At 69.8% G+C, this 18,564-nt stretch carries 17 protein-coding genes and 1 pseudogene; 11 read left to right on the top strand and 7 right to left on the bottom strand.

The window, feature by feature from the left end:
• Positions 1–12 precede the first annotated feature (12 nt).
• Together ACIBG8_RS16910 and ACIBG8_RS16905 are read left to right on the top strand one after the other, a co-directional pair.
• The gene (locus ACIBG8_RS16910) at positions 13–1,296 is read left to right on the top strand and encodes a dicarboxylate/amino acid:cation symporter (RefSeq protein ID WP_397343644.1); all 1,284 of its coding nucleotides are present in this window, start codon (positions 13–15) and stop codon (positions 1,294–1,296) included.
• Between the two features lie 240 nt (positions 1,297–1,536).
• Positions 1,537–1,767, top strand: a complete 231-nt coding sequence (locus ACIBG8_RS16905; protein WP_397343643.1) for a hypothetical protein — start codon at positions 1,537–1,539, stop codon at positions 1,765–1,767.
• On the opposite strand, the gene ACIBG8_RS16900 is transcribed toward ACIBG8_RS16905, so the two are convergent.
• Positions 1,748–2,143, bottom strand: a complete 396-nt coding sequence (locus tag ACIBG8_RS16900; protein WP_397343642.1) for a hypothetical protein — start codon at positions 2,141–2,143, stop codon at positions 1,748–1,750. The genes ACIBG8_RS16905 and ACIBG8_RS16900 overlap by 20 nt on opposite strands.
• Positions 2,144–2,257: 114 nt before the next feature.
• On the opposite strand from ACIBG8_RS16900, the pseudogene ACIBG8_RS16895 reads away from it, so the two are divergent.
• Positions 2,258–2,356: pseudogene (locus ACIBG8_RS16895) on the top strand (LuxR C-terminal-related transcriptional regulator); the annotation flags it as partial.
• A 1-nt stretch (position 2,357) separates the two neighbouring features.
• Here the strand turns inward: ACIBG8_RS16895 and ACIBG8_RS16890 are convergent.
• Positions 2,358–3,215, bottom strand: coding sequence for an NAD(+)/NADH kinase (locus ACIBG8_RS16890; protein ID WP_397343641.1), 858 nt, complete (start codon positions 3,213–3,215; stop codon positions 2,358–2,360).
• Between the two features lie 333 nt (positions 3,216–3,548).
• On the opposite strand from ACIBG8_RS16890, the gene ACIBG8_RS16885 reads away from it, so the two are divergent.
• Positions 3,549–4,949: a protein kinase gene (locus ACIBG8_RS16885; RefSeq protein WP_397343640.1), complete on the top strand. Its 1,401-nt coding sequence runs from the start codon at positions 3,549–3,551 to the stop codon at positions 4,947–4,949.
• Between the two features lie 151 nt (positions 4,950–5,100).
• Here the strand turns inward: ACIBG8_RS16885 and ACIBG8_RS16880 are convergent, their stop codons facing one another.
• A complete protein-coding gene (locus ACIBG8_RS16880; protein WP_397343639.1) occupies positions 5,101–6,921 on the bottom strand; it encodes a glycoside hydrolase family 9 protein in 1,821 nt (606 codons plus the stop codon).
• 83 nt (positions 6,922–7,004) lie between these two features.
• Here ACIBG8_RS16880 and ACIBG8_RS16875 point away from each other — a divergent pair, with 83 nt between their 5' ends.
• Genes ACIBG8_RS16875 through ACIBG8_RS16860 form a run of 4 tightly spaced genes read left to right on the top strand, consistent with a single transcriptional unit; the run spans position 7,005 to position 9,377 of the window.
• Complete coding sequence (locus ACIBG8_RS16875) at positions 7,005–8,033, top strand: M24 family metallopeptidase (RefSeq protein WP_397343638.1); 1,029 nt, start codon at positions 7,005–7,007, stop codon at positions 8,031–8,033.
• Positions 8,034–8,057: 24 nt separating this feature from the next.
• Positions 8,058–8,618: an elongation factor P gene (efp, locus tag ACIBG8_RS16870; protein WP_397343637.1), complete on the top strand. Its 561-nt coding sequence runs from the start codon at positions 8,058–8,060 to the stop codon at positions 8,616–8,618.
• Positions 8,619–9,029, top strand: a complete 411-nt coding sequence (gene nusB / locus ACIBG8_RS16865) for a transcription antitermination factor NusB (protein WP_397343636.1) — start codon at positions 8,619–8,621, stop codon at positions 9,027–9,029.
• Positions 9,030–9,050: 21 nt separating this feature from the next.
• Positions 9,051–9,377, top strand: a complete 327-nt coding sequence (locus ACIBG8_RS16860) for an MmcQ/YjbR family DNA-binding protein (RefSeq protein WP_397343635.1) — start codon at positions 9,051–9,053, stop codon at positions 9,375–9,377.
• A gap of 143 nt (positions 9,378–9,520) precedes the next feature.
• Here the strand turns inward: ACIBG8_RS16860 and ACIBG8_RS16855 are convergent, their stop codons facing one another.
• Positions 9,521–10,432, bottom strand: coding sequence for a cation diffusion facilitator family transporter (locus tag ACIBG8_RS16855; protein ID WP_397343634.1), 912 nt, complete (start codon positions 10,430–10,432; stop codon positions 9,521–9,523).
• Between the two features lie 220 nt (positions 10,433–10,652).
• Between ACIBG8_RS16855 and ACIBG8_RS16850 the strand changes: the two genes are divergently transcribed.
• The 3 genes from ACIBG8_RS16850 (at position 10,653) to ACIBG8_RS16840 (ending at position 13,464) form a co-directional block, all read left to right on the top strand.
• Positions 10,653–11,405: a methyltransferase domain-containing protein gene (locus ACIBG8_RS16850; RefSeq protein WP_397343633.1), complete on the top strand. Its 753-nt coding sequence runs from the start codon at positions 10,653–10,655 to the stop codon at positions 11,403–11,405.
• A gap of 228 nt (positions 11,406–11,633) precedes the next feature.
• Positions 11,634–12,872: a DNA polymerase IV gene (gene dinB, locus ACIBG8_RS16845; protein ID WP_397343632.1), complete on the top strand. Its 1,239-nt coding sequence runs from the start codon at positions 11,634–11,636 to the stop codon at positions 12,870–12,872.
• Between the two features lie 196 nt (positions 12,873–13,068).
• Positions 13,069–13,464: a DUF3040 domain-containing protein gene (locus ACIBG8_RS16840; protein ID WP_397343631.1), complete on the top strand. Its 396-nt coding sequence runs from the start codon at positions 13,069–13,071 to the stop codon at positions 13,462–13,464.
• A gap of 48 nt (positions 13,465–13,512) precedes the next feature.
• Here ACIBG8_RS16840 and ACIBG8_RS16835 read toward each other — a convergent pair whose 3' ends face one another.
• From ACIBG8_RS16835 to ACIBG8_RS16825, 3 genes are read right to left on the bottom strand one after another with little or no spacing between them, the layout of a single operon-like run.
• A complete protein-coding gene (locus ACIBG8_RS16835) occupies positions 13,513–15,948 on the bottom strand; it encodes a transglutaminaseTgpA domain-containing protein (protein WP_397343630.1) in 2,436 nt (811 codons plus the stop codon).
• Positions 15,945–17,198: a DUF58 domain-containing protein gene (locus tag ACIBG8_RS16830; RefSeq protein ID WP_397343629.1), complete on the bottom strand. Its 1,254-nt coding sequence runs from the start codon at positions 17,196–17,198 to the stop codon at positions 15,945–15,947. The genes ACIBG8_RS16835 and ACIBG8_RS16830 overlap by 4 nt, the downstream gene beginning before the upstream one ends.
• Entirely contained in the window at positions 17,195–18,247 is a 1,053-nt protein-coding gene (locus tag ACIBG8_RS16825) for an AAA family ATPase (RefSeq protein WP_397343628.1), read from the bottom strand. The genes ACIBG8_RS16830 and ACIBG8_RS16825 overlap by 4 nt, the downstream gene beginning before the upstream one ends.
• Between the last annotated feature and the right edge of the window lie 317 nt (positions 18,248–18,564).

Genomic DNA, 18,564 nt, shown 5'->3' with positions numbered 1-18,564 from the left:
AGCTTCCTCCCCGTGAAGAGATTTTCCTTTTCCCTGCAACTTCTGGCTGGCCTCGTCGTAGGCATCGCCCTCGGATTCGCCGCCCGCGTCTGGGATCTGGCCTGGCTGGCCGACACCCTGACCGAGGTCGGCAAGATCTTCGTCCAGCTGCTGAAGCTGGCCGTCCCGCCGCTGGTCTTCACCGCCGTGGTGGTCAGCGTCGCCAACCTGCGCAACGTCAACGGCGCCGCCAGGCTCGCCTCCAAGACCCTGTTCTGGTTCTTGGCGACCGCGCTGGTCTCGGTGGCCTTCGCCATCGCGCTCGGCCTGATCATCAACCCGGGACAGGGCGTCACCCTCGACACCGGCGCGGCCAAGGCCGTCGACCTCGAGGGCGCCGGCACCTGGGTCGACTTCCTGACCGGCATCATCCCGACCAACATCGTGACGGCGTTCACCGAGCTCAACGTCCTCCAGATCGTCTTCCTGGGAGTCGTCCTCGGCGCGGCGGCCATCGCGCTGGGGGACAAGGCCGAGCCGTTCCTGAACTTCAGCCGTTCCGTGCTCGACCTGGTGCAGAAGGCGCTGTGGTGGGTCATCCGCCTGGCCCCCATCGGTACGGCGGGCCTCATCGGCAAGTCCGTGGCCAACTACGGCTGGGACCTGCTGGCCCCGCTCGCCAAGCTCAGCGCCGGCGTCTACATCGGCTGCTTCATCGTCCTGCTGGCGATCTACCCGACGCTGCTCGCGGTCGTCGGCAAGGTGAACCCGATCCAGTTCTTCCGCAACTCGTGGCCGGCGATCGAGCTGGCGTTCGTCTCCCGCTCGTCGGTCGGCACGCTGCCGCTGACGCAGAAGGTCACCATCGAGCGCAACGGCGTCGACCGCGACTACGCCGCCTTCGCCGTGCCGTTCGGCGCGACCACCAAGATGGACGGCTGCGCCTCGGTCTACCCGGCGCTGGCGGCGATCTTCGTGGCGCAGGTCTACAACATCCCGCTGAGCGTGGGTGACTACCTGCTGATCGCGTTCGTCTCGGTCGTCGGTTCCGCCGCCACGGCGGGGCTGACCGGCGCGATCGTCATGCTCACGCTGACGCTCAGCACCCTGGGCCTGCCCCTGGAGGGCGTCGGCCTGCTCCTGGCCATCGACCCGATCCTGGACATGATCCGCACCGCCACCAACGTGACCGGCCAGATCGTCGTCCCGGTGCTGGTGGCCCGCTCCGAGGGGCGGCTGGACGAGGCGGTCTTCAACGCCCCGCCCGCCCCTCTCACCGACGCCCCTCGGGGTGCCGCGGAACCCGCCCTCGCCTAGTAGGCAGCTAGGGGCGGGGAGCATCCACTGCTCCCCGCCCTTCGCTTTTGTCCGAGAACCGGGCCGGTCGAGGCGGCCGGACCGGTTCCTCCCCCCACGGGATTGGGTGAGGGCTTTTCTTCGGGGTTACGACGCTAATCCCGTATGTTCCGGATGGCCAGAACGCGAGCTTTGACACGTCCTTCACGATCCCTGTCGACTCGCGAGACTTGTGGTGACGGGTGGACGTACTGTCAGGTGATGGACGGACAGGAAAGGTTGTTCATCTTCTCCACCCTGGAGTGCGTGCGCGCCGCGGCGGAGACCGTCGACGAGCAGGTCGCGCTCCTCCTCGACGACGATGCGCAACCCACCATCGAGCAGGCGCTCCAAGCGCTGCGCGCGCTGGAGGCCGAGACGGCGCAGGCCACCAACGACCTCATGCACCGCATGCTGGAACAGGCCCGGCGCACTACCCCTGGGTGCAGTTGAGCTCCTCGGGGCAGGGCACCGGCCCTGCGGCGCCGGACACCTTGACGAGCGTGCCCGGCGGGACGGCGATCGTGTAGTCGGCAGCGCAGTCCTCGGCGCAGTCGAAGGAGAGGGCCATCCGGTCGCCGTCCCAGGCTTCCTGGTGGTGCTTCCACCCCGTCCACCTGGTCTTCCAGACCAGCTTGACCGTGCCCTCCTCGCCCGCCTCGAGCTTCACGCGGACGGATCCCTCGGCGTCGACCGACAGCTCGCGCCCGGCGAAGTCGTGGGAGTTGCTGCCTGAGGCGGTCTCGGCGGTGGCGCTGTTCGCCCGGTCGCAGCCGGTCAGCGCCAGGAGGGTGATCGCGGCGGCTCCTGCCCAGAGCATCATTCGCATGCCGTCCACGCTAGGCAGCGGGGTGGGGTGGATCGATGGGGCTGCCAGCCCCCTTCAAGGTAGGGCTACCCCCACCCAGAACCGCGACGGGTCCCCACCACCCGGGCCCGCGGGCACGCCACGGTCAGGACGTACGTGGCGCGCATCCTCACCAAGCTGGGGCTGCGCGACCGGGTGCAGGCCGTGGTGTACGCCTACGAGCTGGCGCGGTGACCTACTCGACCTGGGCGCTGCCGTCGACGCGGAGCTTGCGTCGGGCGCGCTCGTAGAACGTGGTGCCCAGCCGTACCACCTTGGCAGCCGAGGGGACGGCGCAGACCGTGATCCGGTCGCCGGGGCACAGGTGGCCGAGCACGGCGCCGTCGACCTCCACGGCGAGGCGGCCGCTGGTGGGCAGGACCTCCAGCACCACCTCCTCGTCCGCCGGCAGCACCAGGGCGCGGTTGAAGGCCGAGTGGGCGGCGGCGGGGACCACCAGGATGGCCTCGACCCTGGGGGAGACCAGGGGGCCGCCTGCGGAGAAGGCGTAGGCGGTCGAGCCGGTTGAGGTCGCCACGATCACCGCGTCTGCGGCGTAGCTGACGAACGGGTGGCCGGCCGGGGTGATCCGTACGGCGGCCATGCCCTCGCCGGGGATGCGGGCCAGCGCGATGTCGTTGAACGCGATGACCTCGTCGGAGTCGTCGCCGAGCCTGGTCTTGACGGCCATGCGGGGCTCGACGGTGTACTGGTGTTTGTCGATGGCCGAGAGCGTGTCCGGCAGTTCCGACACGTCGATCTCGGCCAGGAAGCCGAGCCTGCCCAGGTTCACCCCGAGGACGGGTGTGGGGCGGCCGGCGATGAGGCGCATGGTGCGCAGCATCGTGCCGTCACCGCCGAGGCTGACCAGGAGGTCTGCGCGTTTGACGAGGGATTCCGGGTCCACGGGGACGGCGGTGCAGTCGATGCGGCCGACCTCCTCGGGCAGGCCGAGGACGGTCACGCCGCGCGCCATGGCCCAGGCGACGATGGTGTCGATCGCCTCCTTGGAGTCCCGCTGCGGGTGCAAAACCAGCCCAACCGTCCCGACCATCCCCATTCTCCTACTCTATGGGTGCTCGCTGCGGTGGGGGTTTCGTGGGTACGGCGGAGCCGTGGGATCGCCACCCGCCGTCGTGGGCGGACGGTCGTGGGTTCATGGCACTCGGCCGCAGGACTTCTCGCCGTCACATCGGTGTGTCGAGCGCCCTGGGTGGTGGGCGCTCTCCTGAGGGCGATGGGCAGCGCACGTCAGGGGCGGGCCGTCACCCCCCCGCCCTCCCTCGTGGGTGGGGAAAACGGGGCGGGGGTGGTTTGGGGGGCTTAGGGTGGGTCCGAAATTGACCAATGGCACTTTGGCGGGGAAATGTCGGATGAGACGCCATCCTTGATCGTCGAGCGGTACAGGCTCGACGAGCTCATCGAGCGCGGGCCCGTGAGCGAGGTGTGGCGCGGGCACGACCTGCAGGCCGACTGGCCCATCGCGGTGAAGATCCTCACCGCCGAAGCGGACGACGACGTCAGGCAGCGGTTCGGGGTGCTGGCGCGGGCCGTGGCGGGGGTGGTGCATCCGAGCGTGGTCACCGTCTTCGACGTCGGCGAGCACGACGGCCGGCCGTACCTGGTGACCGAGCTCCTCAACGGCCCCACGCTCGCGGAGGAGATCGCGGGGCGGGGCCCGATGGAGGTGCCCGCCGCGTGCGAGCTCGTCGGCAAGCTCGCCGCCGGTCTCGACGCAGCGCACCGCGCAGGGGTCGTGCACGGGCATCTCAAGCCGCAGGACCTGCGCCGCGCCGGTGGTGGCGCGCTCAAGATCGTCGGGTTCGGCCCGTCGGCGGGGGTGGCAGCGCCCACGCCGTACACCGCGCCCGAGCAGCTGGACGGCGGGGAAGCCGGTCCCGCGGCCGACCTGTATGCCCTGGGATGCGTCTGTTACGAGCTGCTGTGCGGCCGGCCGCCGTTCGAGGAGCCGGACCTCGCCGACAAGCACCTCCACCGGCCGCCGACCTGGCCGAGCCAGCACAACAGCGACATTCCCGACGAGCTCGAACGGCTCGTGCTGTCGATGCTGGCCAAGGATCCGGCCGCGCGGCCCGCGTCGGCCATGCATGTACGGCAGGCGCTGGCGGCGGTCACCAGCCCGCCGGACACCCGGCCTCAGCCTTCCGTGCCCGCGGCCATGCACACGCAGCCCGCGGCGGTTTCGCCCGAGCAGCCACGGGTGGGGGACACCGCGGTGTTCGACGGGCTGGTGGAGGAGGCGCGGCCCGCCGGGTCGTCGCGGCGGGTGGTGATCCAGGCGGTGGCCGCGGTGGCGGTGATCGTGGTGGTGACGGTGGTGTTGATCATGTTGTCGAACCGGGGGGACAAGACGGCGACCCCGCCGCCCGCCACGCTGACGCCGGAGACCTCCGCGCCGGTGGCGTCACCTACGCCTACCCCTAGTCCGACGCCGACGCAGCCGGATGTGCAGACGCCGACGCCGACCGAGCGGGTGGACCTCGGCAACGAGCCGCCTGGTGGGTGGAGGCATTGGCTGGAGGTGTTCGACTCATCGGTGCTGTCGCAGGAGAAGCTGGGCGGGATCGATCCTGAGGTGGCGGCGAAGGCGCACGAGCGGATCAGGGAGGCGGGTCGTAGCCTGCAGGACGGTGACGAGCGGGGGGCTCGGCGGGAGATCTCCAAGGTGATGCGGGACTTGGAGAAGGCCAGGAGCAAGAACAGGATGAACGGGGAGGGGCCGTTGATCGACTTCCTGGACGGCAAGCCGGGCGCGTATGCCCGCTAGGCGCGAACCCCTTGAGGACCTCAACCACCAAAGACCTTCCCAGCCCCCGTACGCCCTCTGCCCCTCGTAAGGCTGCGGCCCTCACGGGCTGAGGTCCTTTCAGAGGCAGGGGAGGGCGGCGGAGGCTGGGCGGAGGTGCGGCGCGAGTGGGTTAGTCCTTGGCCATCAGGGTGAGGGCGTAGAGGGCGATGGCGGCGAAGTCGTCGGCTGGTTCCGAGGCCTGCCACGAGCGGACGTCGTCCACGAAGCGGCTCCCGTGGCCGGTGAACTGTTCGAAGCGGTCCACGCCGTCCGCCGGGCACTTGGCCATCTCGTCGAAATGATCTCCAAGGCCTTCGTCGAACAGGGATGCCGCGTTGGGGCCGTTCACCACGGCGCCGGTCGCCGGGCGGCCGGTCAGGTTGGAGATCTGGTAGTGCGGGCAGGTGATCGCCCCGGATCCCACCCCGGCCACGAACGACACGCCCCACGCGTTGGCGCCGAACGCCCAGTTGCGCTGTGCCGTACCGAAAGCGTCGTAGGTGCGGTCACCTGTCACGGAGCGGTACAGGCGCGACGTGGCCGCCAGTCCGAAGGTCCTGGGCACCGAGTCGAACTCCGCGTACAGGGCCCCGGCGCGGAACGGGTCCCGGGCCGCGCGCTTGGCGCCGATCTCCAGCTGCGCCTTGAGGTCGCCGATCAGGTCCTTCTCGGACACCGCCAGCCCGGCGTCCCCCGAGATCCGCATCGCCTTGACCAGGTCCGCGTGCGCCAGCGCGCTCACGTCGTACAGGTTGAGCGTGTCCCCGGCCTCGTTGGCCAGGTACTCACCAGCCCAGTAGGCCCCCTGACGCAACCACTCGGACGCCCGGTTGTCGCCCAGCTTGAGCGCCGCCAGAGCGAGCTGCGCCCCGCCCAGCTCCATGTCGTCCCGCCACACGTCCTCCGGGTAGAACGCGTGCGGCAGCGACGTGACCAGCTGCCCGACGTTCTCGGTCTTGGCCAGCGCGTAGATCGCCGCCGCCTTGTCCAGCAGCTCCTGCGCCCGCGCCCGCGACGGCTCCACCTGCGCGGCCACCGCGAAGGCCGCAGCCGTACGGCCCGCCAGGTTGGGACTGATCGGCTCACCCGGGGCAGCCGCCCTGAAGACCGGGCGGTTGCGGATGAACTGGTGCCCCTTGGCCTTGTCGGAGTCGTCGGCCTCGGGCAGCCGCCACACGTCGTGGTCGCCGAAGAACGTCTCCTCCTTGTTCCCCGCGCCGATCCCGACCTGGATGTAGAGGGTCCTGGTGTCCCCGTCCCACATCTTCTCCAGGTATTTCAGCCCGTGCGCCGCCTCGCTGCGCAGACGCGGATCCACGATCGGCCCCGCGTCCCGCCGCGCCGCCCAGAGCAGCGTGTCGACGTAGGCCAGGATGTGGGTGAACTTGAGGTAGTCGCCCGCGTCGAAGAAGCCGCCCTCCACGTCGACCGGGCCGCCGATCCTCGTCAGCTCGCCCTTGATCTGGTCGGTGTCCTTGCCGGCGAAGACCGGCCAGTCGTAGACGAACGCCCGCCTGTCGTTCAGGTGGCTCGGCGCGCGCGTGGCGGCCGCGCCGTCCCGCTGGGCGCCGAAGAACGTCGTGACCTTCCCCGCGGGCAGCGCGAACAGCAGCGCGGGCGCGACCTTGAACTCGGGCGAGGTGAGGCCGCCCGCCTTGATCCGGTAGCTGCCCGGCGTGCGCAGCTTGGTCAGGTCCAGGTCGTACACGTGGCCGTAGGCGGCGTTCCAGGCGCCCAGGTCGCGGCCCGCCGTACCCTTGAGCACCGCGCGCCCGCGGTGGTCGACCACGGTGAAGTCGGCGGGCGCGCCCGCGGTCATCAGGTAGGCGTGCTTGGCCTCGGCCGGGGTGAAGCCCACCTGGTCGACGCGGATGAAGCCGGAAGCGGCCACGGCTGGACTCCCCAAGGTCAGTACGGACAACGCGACGGCGACGGCAGCGACCCTCAACACGGGGACCCCTCATGAAAGTTAGGAAAACTTCCTAACTTCTACCCGCCCGAGCTCCCCGAGGTCAAGACGCGTACATTGACGAAATGACCGTCAATCACGCCCGGCGCAGAGCCGCGCTGGCCGCCCTCCTGGACGGTGTCGAGGCCGTCCTCGTCACCTGGCCCGTCAACGTGCGCTACCTCACCGGACTGGACAGCTCCAACGCCGCCGTCCTGGTCCGAGCCGATGGTACGGCGAAGCTGGCGACGGACTCCCGCTACATCGAGCGCGCCAGGGGCCTGGACATCGAGGTGGTCGAGGCGCGCGACGTCGCCAAGGAGCTGGCCGTCCCGGGCGTGGGCATCGAGGCGGCGCACATGACCGTCGCCGTCTTCCAGCGCCTGGACCGCCCGGTGCCCATGGAGCCCCTGGTGGAGAAGGTGCGCACGGTCAAGGACGACCACGAGCTCGAACTGATCCGCACGGCCTGCGCGATCTCCGACCAAGCTTTTGGTGATATTTCCGGAAATATTCGGCCAGGGCTCACCGAACGCGACGTCGCCCGCATCCTCGAAGCCCGCATGATCGAGCTCGGCGCCGACAAGCCCGCCTTCGAGTCCATCGTCGCCTCGGGCGAGAACGGCGCCGTCCCGCACCACACCCCCGGCGAGCGCCAGCTGCGCAGGGGCGACCTGGTCACCCTCGACTTCGGCGCCCTCTACCAGGGCTACCACGCCGACATGACCCGCACCGTCAGCCTCGGCGAACCGGCCGACTGGCAGCGCGACCTCTACAACCTCGTCGCCGACGCCCAGAAGGCGGGCAGGCACGCCCTGACGCCCGGCGCGGTGACCGGCGACGTGGACCGCGCGGCGCGCTCCATCATCGAGGCGGCGGGCCACGGAGACGACTTCAGGCACGGCCTCGGCCACGGCGTCGGGCTCGAGATCCATGAGGACCCGTTCCTGGGCCCGTCCAGGACCGGTAGACTAGAGGATCGAGTTCCGATCACCGTCGAGCCGGGGGTCTACCTGCCCGGCAGGGGCGGGGTGCGCATCGAGGACACCCTCGTGACACGCGTGGACGGACCGGAACTCCTCACGAAGACGACCAAGGAGCTGCTCGTCCTGTAGAGCGGCCACATCCGGGAGAAATGCGTGGCGACGACCAACGACCTCAAGAACGGCATCGTGCTGAAGCTCGACGGCGGTGAGCTCTGGAGCGTTGTGGAGTTCCAGCACGTCAAGCCGGGCAAGGGCGGTGCGTTCGTGCGCACCAAGCTCAAGAACGTGCTCTCCGGCAAGGTCGTCGACAAGACGTTCAACGCCGGCGTGAAGGTCGACGTGGCCAACGTCGACAAGCGCGAGATGCAGTACTCCTACAAGGACGGCGACGACTTCGTCTTCATGGACACCGAGACCTACGACATGGTCAACGTCTCCGCCAAGACCGTCGGCGACGCCGCCAACTACATGCTCGAGAACACGATGGCCACCATCGCGTTCAACGAGGGCGCCGCGCTCTACGTCGACCTGCCCGCCGCCGTCGAGCTGCTCATCTCCGAGACCGAGCCCGGCCTGCAGGGCGACCGCTCCACCGGCGGCACCAAGCCGGCCACGCTCGAGACCGGCGCCGAGATCAAGGTGCCGCTGTTCATCACCACCGGCGAAAAGGTCAAGGTCGACACCCGCAGCGGCGAATACCTCGGCCGGGCCTGAGTGTCAGCCCGTGGCAAGGCGCGCAGGCGCGCGCTCGACATCCTCTTCGAGTCAGAGGCGCGCGAAGAGGACCCGCTGAAGATCCTCGCCGAGCGCGTGGAGCGGCAGGACCCGCCGGTCAACGAGTACACCTCGGCGATCGTCGAGGGCGTGGCCAGGCACCACGTCCGCATCGACGAGCTGATTACCACCTACGCCGAGGGCTGGACGCTGGAGCGCATGCCGGCCGTCGACCGTAACCTGCTGCGCGGCGGCACCTACGAGCTGCTGTGGATGCCCGACGTCCCCGAGGGCGTGGTCATCAGCGAGTGGGTGCACCTGGCGGCCGAGCTGTCGACCGACGAGTCGCCGCAGTTCATCAACGGGCTGCTGGCCCGGTTCAAGCAGCTCAAGCCGAGCCTGTCGCTCTGAGCAAGGGGGGCGGTCCGCCACATGGTCACTCTCGACGATGTACGGCGGGCCGCCCTCGCGCTGCCCGAGACCTCGGAGAAGCTCATGTACGGCACGCCCGCCTTCTACGTGCGGGCGAAGTGGTTCGCGCGGATGCGCGAGGAGGGCGACGTCCTCGTGGTGCCCGTCGCGTCCGAGGAGCACAAGCACGAGCTGGTCGCGGCCGAGCCGGGGATCTTCTTCACCCTGCCGCACTACGACGGCTACGCGTCGGTGCTGGTGCGGCTTCAGGAGATCGGCGCGGACGAGCTGGGGGAGCTGCTGACGGACGCCTGGCGGCTGCGGGCGCCCAAGAGGCTGCAGGCGTGAAAGCGCCCGGTCTCCACCACAGAGAACCGGGCGCCTTCTGATTCTTTGAGTGCCGACGGGTTGGCTGCTCACAATGTCCCGCGAGCAGCGACAGCCGCCGCTTTCTTACCTGCGAAAACGTGCATCCGGCCGGGTCTATTCCCTCACGCGTGCCCGGCGCCCTCGTGCGCGCTGTGCCCGACCGGTTCGAGCTGGATCGTGGAGTGCTCCACGTCGAAGTCGCCGACCAGGCACTCCTGCAGCGCGTCGAGCAGCGGGCCGGAGTCGCGCAGCCGTACCTCCTCCACCACCACGTGGACGGACACCACGGGCAGGCCGCTCGTCAGCGTCCAGGCGTGCAGGTCGTGCACGTCGACGACGCCCTTCTGCTCCAGCATGTGCCTGCGCACCTCGCTCAGGTCCATGCCCTTCGGCGTCGCCTCCAGCAGGACGTCGATCGCCTCGCGCAGCAGGCTCCAGGCGCGGGGGAGGATCATCACGGCGACCACCACCGAGGCGATGGGGTCGATGATGCCCCAGCCGGTGAACGTGATCCCGAGGGCGGCGACCACGACGGCTACGGAGCCGAGCATGTCGCCCATCACCTCCAGGTAGGCGCCTCGCACGTTGAGCGACTCCTTCTGGCCCTTGGCCAGCATGAGCATGGAGACGGCGTTGACCGCCAGACCGATGAGGGCGACCACGAGGACGGTGCTCGACGCCACCTCTGGCGGGTCGAAGAAACGCTCCCAGGCCTGGGAGAAGACCCAGATGGCGATGCCGAAGAGGAGGACGGCGTTGGCGACCGCGGCGAGGATCTCCAGGCGGTAGTAGCCGAAGGTGCGGGTCTGGGAGGCGGGCTTGGCGGCGAAGTGCGAGGCGATGAGCGCCATGGCGACGCCGGTGACGTCGGTGGCCGAGTGGAGGGCGTCGGAGATCAGCGCGAGGCTGTTGGCGAGGATGCCGCCGATGATCTGGCCCACGAAGACGACGGACGTGACGCAGACGACGAACACCATCCGGCCGCGAAACCGCGCGGTGGCGCTCCCTTGCCCATGCCCGTGTCCCCCACTCACGTGATCCAGTATGCCGGGCGTTCTCTCGCGACCGTCACAGAGCGTGCCCGCAACGTGACCGTCTTCCGGGCAAGGACTTCCGGGGGGCCTCGCACAGGGGTCGTGAGCGCGCTTGGTGGGACCTCCGGGAGTTGTGGGTGGGGACATCGGTGGGAAGGTGAGACGGGGGCGGGGTACGGCGTAGGCTGGGGCGATCCGTGAGCAAGAGGAGGGGCCGACGTTGCGTGCTGAAGGCGTCACGAGGGCCACGGCGGTCCGCACCGCCGTCGTCTGGGATGCGCTGCGGGCCGTCCTGGCAGAGAGGTCGGCCGCCACCGGCCGCGACAGGCTCGACATCGTCGACGCCGGCGGTGGCACGGGCGGCTTCGCCGTACCGCTGGCCGAGCTCGGCCACGCTGTCACCGTCGTCGACCCCAGCCCCGACTCGCTGGCCGCGCTGGAGCGCCGGGCCAAGGAGTCCGGCGTGGGGGTCAGGGCGCTGCAGGGCGACGCGGCCGATCTGGGCGAGCTGCTCGACAGGGGCAGCGCCGATCTGGTGTTGTGCCACAGCGTCCTGGAATACGTGGAAGACCCGATCAGCGCGCTCGTCGCCGTGTCCGGGGTGTTGCGCACCGGTGGCGTGGTGAGCGTCCTGGCGGCCAACCCGGTGGCTGGGGCCATCCATCGTGCGCTGGCCGGGCAGTTCGACGAGGCCAGGACCGCGCTGACGGACCCCGACGGACGGTGGGGCGACCGCGACCCCACCCCGCGGCGGTTCTCGGCTGAGACGCTGGCTCAGCTCCTCGGGGCGACCGGTTTCGGCGTGGGGGACGTGCTGGGGGTGCGGATCTTCGCGGACCTGGTGCCCAGCCGCCTGGTGGACGGCGAGCCCGGGGCGGCGGCGGCGCTCATCGCGCTGGAGCAGGCGGCGGCCGACCACCCCGTCCTGCGCGACATCGCCACCCAACTCCACGCCCTCGGCCACAAGAACTGACATGAACCGCGCCCCCGCGCTCAAGCCACCGAACGGCCGGTCCATCGGGCGAGCTGGCGCGTGGGTCCGCGACATCCCGTCCGCCGCGTCGGCGGGAAGGTGTGCGGTGGTGCCCGGCGGCTGTCAACGGCGCTCAGCTGGGCGGCCCTGGGGAATGGAAAATGTGGTTGGGGGAAAGCGTGGCTAGGGAACATGTCGTAGAACGCCTGTTCGGATAGAATCGAGAGCGTGTCTCGCAAGCAGATCACGGGTCTCGGCCCCGCCCGCCAGAGCGGGGCCGATGACGGCGGCTGCCCGATCCTGCACGTCGACATGGACGCCTTCTTCGCCAGCGTCGAGCTCATCGAACGCCCGGAGCTCAGAGGCCGCCCGATGATCGTCGGCTCCCCGTCCGGCCGCGGCGTCGTCCTCAGCGCCACCTACGAGGCCAGAGCGTACGGCGTGCATTCGGCGATGCCGATGAGCAGAGCCCGCAGGATGTGCCCCCAAGCGGTGATCATCCCGCCCAGCCACGGCAAATACTCCGAGATCTCCAAAGGCGTCATGGAGATCTTCCACGCGATCACCCCGCTGGTCGAGCCGATCGCCTCGGACGAGGCCTTCCTCGACGTCGGCGGCGCCCGGCGCAGGCTCGGCCCCCCGGCGGCCATCGCGGCCATGATCAGGGCACAGGTCTGGGAAAGGTTCGCCATCACCTGCTCCGTCGGCGTCGCGAGCAGCAAATTCGTCGCCAAGCTCGCCTCCAAGCAGTGCAAACCCGACGGCATGCTGGTGGTCCCCGAGGGCCAGGTGGTCGATTTCCTCCACCCGCTGCCCGTCTCCGCCCTGTGGGGCGTCGGCGAGCGTACGGAACAGTCACTAGTACGGCTGGGCATCAAGACCGTGGGCGATCTGGCCAGAGTGCCGCCCGCCACGCTCCAGCGCGAGCTGGGCGCCGGAGGGGCCCATCTGGCGGCCCTCGCCTGGGGCAGGGACGAGCGCCCCGTCACCGCCCACGTCCCGGACAAGAGCATCGGCAACGAGGAGACCTTCGCTGCCGACATCGACGATCCCCAGGTCATCAGGCGTGAACTGCTGCGCCTGTCGGAGAAGGTCGCCGCCCGCATGCGCAAGGCCGGCTACGTGGGCAGGACGGTCAGCGTGAAGCTGCGCCGCGCCGACTTCTCCACGATCACCCGCTCGCGCACCCTGCGCGAGCCGACCGACGTCGCCCAGGAGATCTACACCACAGCCTGCGAACTTTTCGAGGCCGCCGGGCTCGAACGGGTGCGCCTGCGCCTGGTCGGGGTCCGCGCGGAGAACCTGCGCCCGGCCGAGTCGGCCACCCGCCAGCTCGGGCTGGGGGAGCGGGAGACCGGATGGAGGGAGGCTGAACAGGCGATGGACAAGGCGATTCGGAGATTCGGACCCGATGCGGTGGTCCCGGCTTCACTGGTGCGGGGACGACTTGATGAAATGGAGGCATGACGCCCGATGTCGCGCTTAAGGCCCCAGATGACTCAGAATGGATCTATGACGTCATCTCCGGTTCGGTCTACGTTGGGCGTTTGCTTTCGTCTACGTCTACAGCCTCGTATTCTGGGGATAACCGACCGCGAGGTTCGGACACCCCGTGTCGTCCGTTGCCGTCTTCCCCGTCCTGGGGCCGTCCTTGGGAGGCGCCGTGCCGCTCTCTGAGCACGAGCAGCGCTTGCTCGACCAGATCGAGCAGGCCCTCTACGCCGAGGACCCGAAGTGGGCCAACACCGTAAGGATCAGTGATCCGCGCAGCCACTACAAGCGACGTCTGATCAAGGCCTCCATCGGCTTTGTTCTCGGCATCGTCCTGTTGATGGTGGGCGTTGTGATCAACCAGATCCCGCTGGGTGTCGGCGGTTTCGTGGTCATGCTCGCCGCGTGTTTGTGGGGCTTGTCGAGCTGGAAACGCATGAATGGATTCGGAGACTCCGGCTCCGCCGCCGGTGCTGCTGTGCCGGGCAAGGTGGCACGCCAGAAGAGCCGGGGCACATTCATGGAGCGCATGGAAGAGCGCTGGCGCCGTCGCCACGACGAGCGCTGACAGACCTGGTGGCCGCTTCCCCTGAACGAGGGGAAGCGGCCCACACGGTCACGAGCTCTTCTGTGCTGCCCTGCTGAACCTGAACCTGATGTTCTCCAGGCGGTCGAACCCGTCGAGCAGGCCCTCGCCCATGTGCCTGATGCGCAGCAGGGTCGACGGGGGCAGCAGCAGCGCCCTGATCCGCCTGCTGCGGGTGACGGCCGAGGCCAGTGCCCGCCGTACGCGCCGCAGGTCCTTCTTCAACGAGCCGATCTCGCCGGGCTCCCTGGCGAACAGGGTCCGCTCCACGGCCGAGGCGATCGCCGCGATGGACGCGGCGGACTCGGCGTCGAACTCGTACTGCTCGGTGAGCCGCCGCGACAGGGCTCGCGGCGTCTCGCTGCTCTGGCGCGCCATGCCGTAGTCGCACAGCACGTCGTCCAGCTCGGCCCAGGCTGCCGCCACCGGCGGGCTCGCGCCCAGGGTGGCGCGGACCTCGCCCGCGGGCGCGCCAGCCACCTTCCACCCGAGCACGCGCACGCGCCTGCTCCTGGTGAACAGCCGGATGACCGCGGGGACGAGCAGGAGCAGCAGCAGTCCTGCCGCGCCGAGCCCGATCTTGGCGATCAGCGGCATCGACTCGTCGACCGGCAGGCGGTCCACGCCGAGCAGCCGCCCTTCCCGGTCTTCGAGCTGGCGCGCGTTGGGCCGCAGGCCGTCCGGGCCGTTGATCGGGTTGCCCGCCGAGTCGGTGGTGGCGCCCGGCGTCGGCTCGGCCGCGTTGCCGGTCTCCTTCGGCTGCGGCAGCGAGTACGGGGGGACCCGCGCGCTGCCCTGGCCGATGCTGCCGGCCGGGGTGGGTTCGAACGCCAGCCACCCCACGCCCTCGAAGTAGAGCTCGGGCCAGGCGTGGGAGTCGTTGGTGCCGACCACCCACCTGTTGTCCACCCGGTTGCCGCCGGTGTAGCCGATGCTCACCCTGGACGGGATGCCCACCACCCTGGCCAGGACGGCGAAGGCGGCGGAGAACTGCTCGCAGTAGCCGACCCTGCTGCTCAGCAGGAAGTCCTTCAGCGCCGAGGTGCCGTGGCCCCTGGTCTGCAGCGAGTACTTGAACTGGCCCTTCCTGGTGAAGAACTCCTGCAGCTTCACCGCGGCCTCGTACTGCGTCTTGGCGCCCGAGGTCTGGTCGAAGGCCAGCTGCTTGATCTCGTCCGGGATGCCGGGAGGCAGCTTGGTGTAGCGCGGGTCGATGGTCGGCCTGCCCTGGGAGGGCAGGTTCTCCAGCAGCGCGGGCGTCGCGTTCGGCTCGGTCGTGGCGACCTTGTACTCCAGCCCGGCAGCCTCCTCCTTGGTGGAGAAGATCATCAGCGTGCCGACGTCGGCCCGCCAGTCGCCGTCCGCCTCGACCTGCCTGGGAGCGTACGGCAGAGGCAGGAAGTTCAGCCGCGCGATCTCATCGCTGATCTTGATGGTGGTGGTGGAGTTGGTGACCCCGACCGTCCTGGAGAGCCCGGCGGGCCAGGGCAGCGGCCCGTTCTCCACCTTGTTCTCCGGGCTGCCCGTCGGCGGCGTCATGTCGAACTTCTCGCCGTCGAACAGGTCGAGGGAGTAGATGCGCAGGTATCGCGGTTTGTCGTCGCTGGCGGTGTAGGTCAGGACGGTCCGCTTCTCCGGCAGGTCCAGCTGCCCCTTCAGGTTGGCGATCGGGTTGGGGATGCTGATCGAGTTGCCCTTGCCCCCCTTGCCGTTGCCGCCCACGCCGAAGGTGAAGAACGACACGGGCTCCATCGGCGGCAGCAGCGCGGGCAGCAGGACGGCCATGCCGATCGCGGCGAAGCCGATGCGCTTGCCCGACAGGCGCAGCCCCCTGGTGTCCGCGTTGTCGCGGATGGTCTGCGTGGTGGCCGCTCTGGTCCTGCGGACGAGGACGGCCCTGCCCCAGTGCCCGACCCGTTCCCTGCCGTCGGCGATGAGCAGGTTGGTGAAGCCGAGCGCCGCCAGGATGAACGCGGGCCAGCTGATCGGATCCGCCATGATCGTGGCGGGTACGGTGGCCAGCGCCAGCATCGGCAGCCCGGCCAGCGCGGCCCTGCGCATGCGCGCCGCGAACAGGTCGATGAGGATCGCGATGAGTCCCACGCCAGCCGCCGTGAGCAGCGTGATGCCCCGGTTGGCCGGCACCGGCGCGGCGAAGCGCTGGATGTCCGCCCAGCCGGTGGCCAGCAGCTTGGCCAGGTAGACGACCGAGTCCTTGGTCGGGACCACGACCGCCCACGCCTTGTGCCCGGCGAAGGTCGCGTTCAGCAGCAGGAGGACGGCGGCCACACCGGCCACCGGCGCCGCCCACATGGGCAGCGACAGCCGTCCGCTCAGCCAGCTGGCGGCGAACACCGCGAGCACCACGCCCAGCGACGCCCACAGCCAGGCCCCGCCCTCGAACAGCGGGTAGAGCATGATCGTCACCGACATCGTGGCGACGCCTGCCGCGACGGAGAGCCTCATGCGGCGCCTCCGACCGTGAACCGGCCCTTGCTGGCCGCGTCCTGCCAGACCGAGGCGATCGAGGTGCCCGCGGGCAGCTTGACGATGCGCCAGCCGTACCCGGCAAGGACCGCCTGGACGGCCTGGTAGTTGTCGGCAGAGCCGTACTCGCGCACGTCCCAGGAGTCCACGTCGAGCAGGACGGCCACTCCCGTGACGCCGCCGTGCCTGAGCTTGGCCAGTTCCCTGGCGTCCTCCGGGCTCATCGAGCCGAGCACCGCCACGATCAGCCCGTCGCCGCCGCCCTGGCGCAGGGCGGTGATGCCCATCTCCAGCGAGCGGGCGGGGCTGGTCTTGACCACGGCGAGCGTGTCGAGCAGCGAGTAGCTGGTCGCGTTGTCGGTGAGGTGCTCGGCGCCCTGGTCGGTGACCAGGCGCAGGCCGAGGCCCTCATGGGCGAGATGCACGCCGATCGAGGCGGCGGCGGAGACGGCCACCTCGAAGGAGGAGCGCGGCCCCTCGCCGCGATGGGCGTAGCGTCGGGTGTCGAGCAGGAGCGCGCCGCGGCTCTGCCACTGCTGCTCCTCGCGGCGCACCATCAGCTCGCCGTGGCGGGCCGTGGAGCGCCAGTGCACCCGGCGCAGGTCGTCGCCCTGCCGGTACTCGCGCGGCGCCACGTCGTCGTCGCCCGCCGCCGCCACGCTTCTGGTACGGCTGTCGCCGCCCCCCGTCCACTCGCCGGACAGCCGCACGTGCGGCAGCGCCACCACCTGGGGCGTCACCACGAGCGTGTCGCTGATGGTGAACGAGCGGGTCAGCTCCACCAGCCCGAACGGGTCGGCGATGCGCACCGACAGCGGGCCGATGACGAACCGGCCGCGCAGGTCCGAGCGCACCCGGTAGTCGATCTCCCGGACGCCCTTCGGCTCCACCCGGTCCAGCACGAACCTGGGACGCACGCCGAGCGCGTAAGGAACGGTGTCCTCGATGAGCAGCAGCCCGGTCGGCAGCCGGGTGACGTTCTCCAGGCGCAGCGTCACGGTCGCCTCACCGCCCGCCTCGGCCCTGGGCGGGTCGAGCCGCCTGGCGCAGGCCAGCCGGTAGCGCGTGCGCGCGACCACCAGGGCGGCGATCAGCGGCAGGGCGGCCACGAGCACGCCGATTCTGAACAGGTCGTTCTCGCCGAGCAGCACCGCCATGAGCAGCGCGGCCAGCCCCGAGGCCAGGAAGGACCTGCCGCGGGAGGTCAGCGCCCGCAGCCCCGACCTCATGACGACCGGGTCTCCGGCACGGGCACGCGCCTGACCAGCTCGGTCACGACCTGCTCCGGCAGGCGGCGCTGGCCCTGGGCCTCGACGCTGGGCAGCAGGCGGTGGGCGAGCACGGGGACGGCCAGCTCCTGCAGGTCGTCGGGGAGGACGTAGTCGCGACCGGCCAGCGCCGCGTGCGCCCTGGCCGCCCTGACCAGCTGCAGCGTGGACCGCGGCGAGGCGCCCAGGCGCAGGTCGGGGGAGTGGCGGGTGGCGGCGACCAGGTCGATGGCGTACTTCTTGACCGGCTGGGACACGTACACCCCGCGCACGGCCTCGATCAGCGCCTTCACCTCCGCCTGGGTGGCGACGGGCTCCAGCTTGTCCAGCGGCGGGGTGCCGCCGTGCACGTCGAGCATCTCCAGCTCGGCGGCGGGCTCGGGGTAGCCCATCGCCACGCGCGCGGTGAAGCGGTCGCGCTGCGCCTCGGGAAGGGGGTAGGTGCCCTCCATCTCGATGGGGTTCTGGGTGGCGATCACCATGAACGGGGCGTCCAACTGGTAGGTCACACCGTCGACGGTGACCTGGTGCTCCTCCATGCATTCGAGCAACGCCGACTGGGTCTTCGGCGAGGCCCGGTTGATCTCGTCACCGACCACGATGTTCGCGAAGACGGGTCCGGGCTTGAACTCGAACTCGCGCGTCTGCTGGTTGTAGGCGCTCACCCCGGTGATGTCGCTCGGCAGAAGGTCGGGGGTGAACTGCACGCGGCGCACCGGACAGTCGATGGATCGCGCCAACGCCTTGGCCAGCATCGTCTTGCCGACTCCTGGCACGTCCTCGATAAGGAGGTGGCCCTCGGCGAGCAGCACGGTGAGCGTCAGACGTACGGCGTCGCTCTTTCCCTCGATCACCGATTCGATCGCCTGCCGAATCCGGTGCGCGGTGGAGACCAGCTCGTCGAGCTGGGGAGGGACGTCATGGGTTACTGCCACCAGGCCTCCATGAGAAGTGCGAAGGCTGTCCCGCTTGAGGATGCCATTGCGGGAGCCATGCCATTCCTTTTCCATTGTGTGTACCGACCCTACGACGCTGCGGGTTCTTGAGCGACTTTTGTCGATATTCGGCGAACAGTGACAGTGTTGGGGTGAGTCGTCCTGTTCTCGTCGCATAGGGGTACGAATCCCGTGACACAGGCGCTCCACTTTCCTCCACGGGGCGGCAGAACCCCCTATTTCTGGGGGCTTTTCAACTCTCGACACGCCCATGAGGGTTGGTGGCGCCCCTCGCGCCCTCCACTCCGCTCCACCGCTCTGACCTGCGCAAACGCGGGACAAACGATCGATGAAGACGGTTGGAATCAGTTGACGGTGGGGAGAAGTGGAGT

Source organism: Nonomuraea sp. NPDC050556, from assembly GCF_044457355.1.
Lineage (GTDB): Bacteria > Actinomycetota > Actinomycetes > Streptosporangiales > Streptosporangiaceae > Nonomuraea.
Note: the sequence above shows the minus strand (reverse complement) of the source record. Positions and strands in the feature narration are given on the sequence as shown.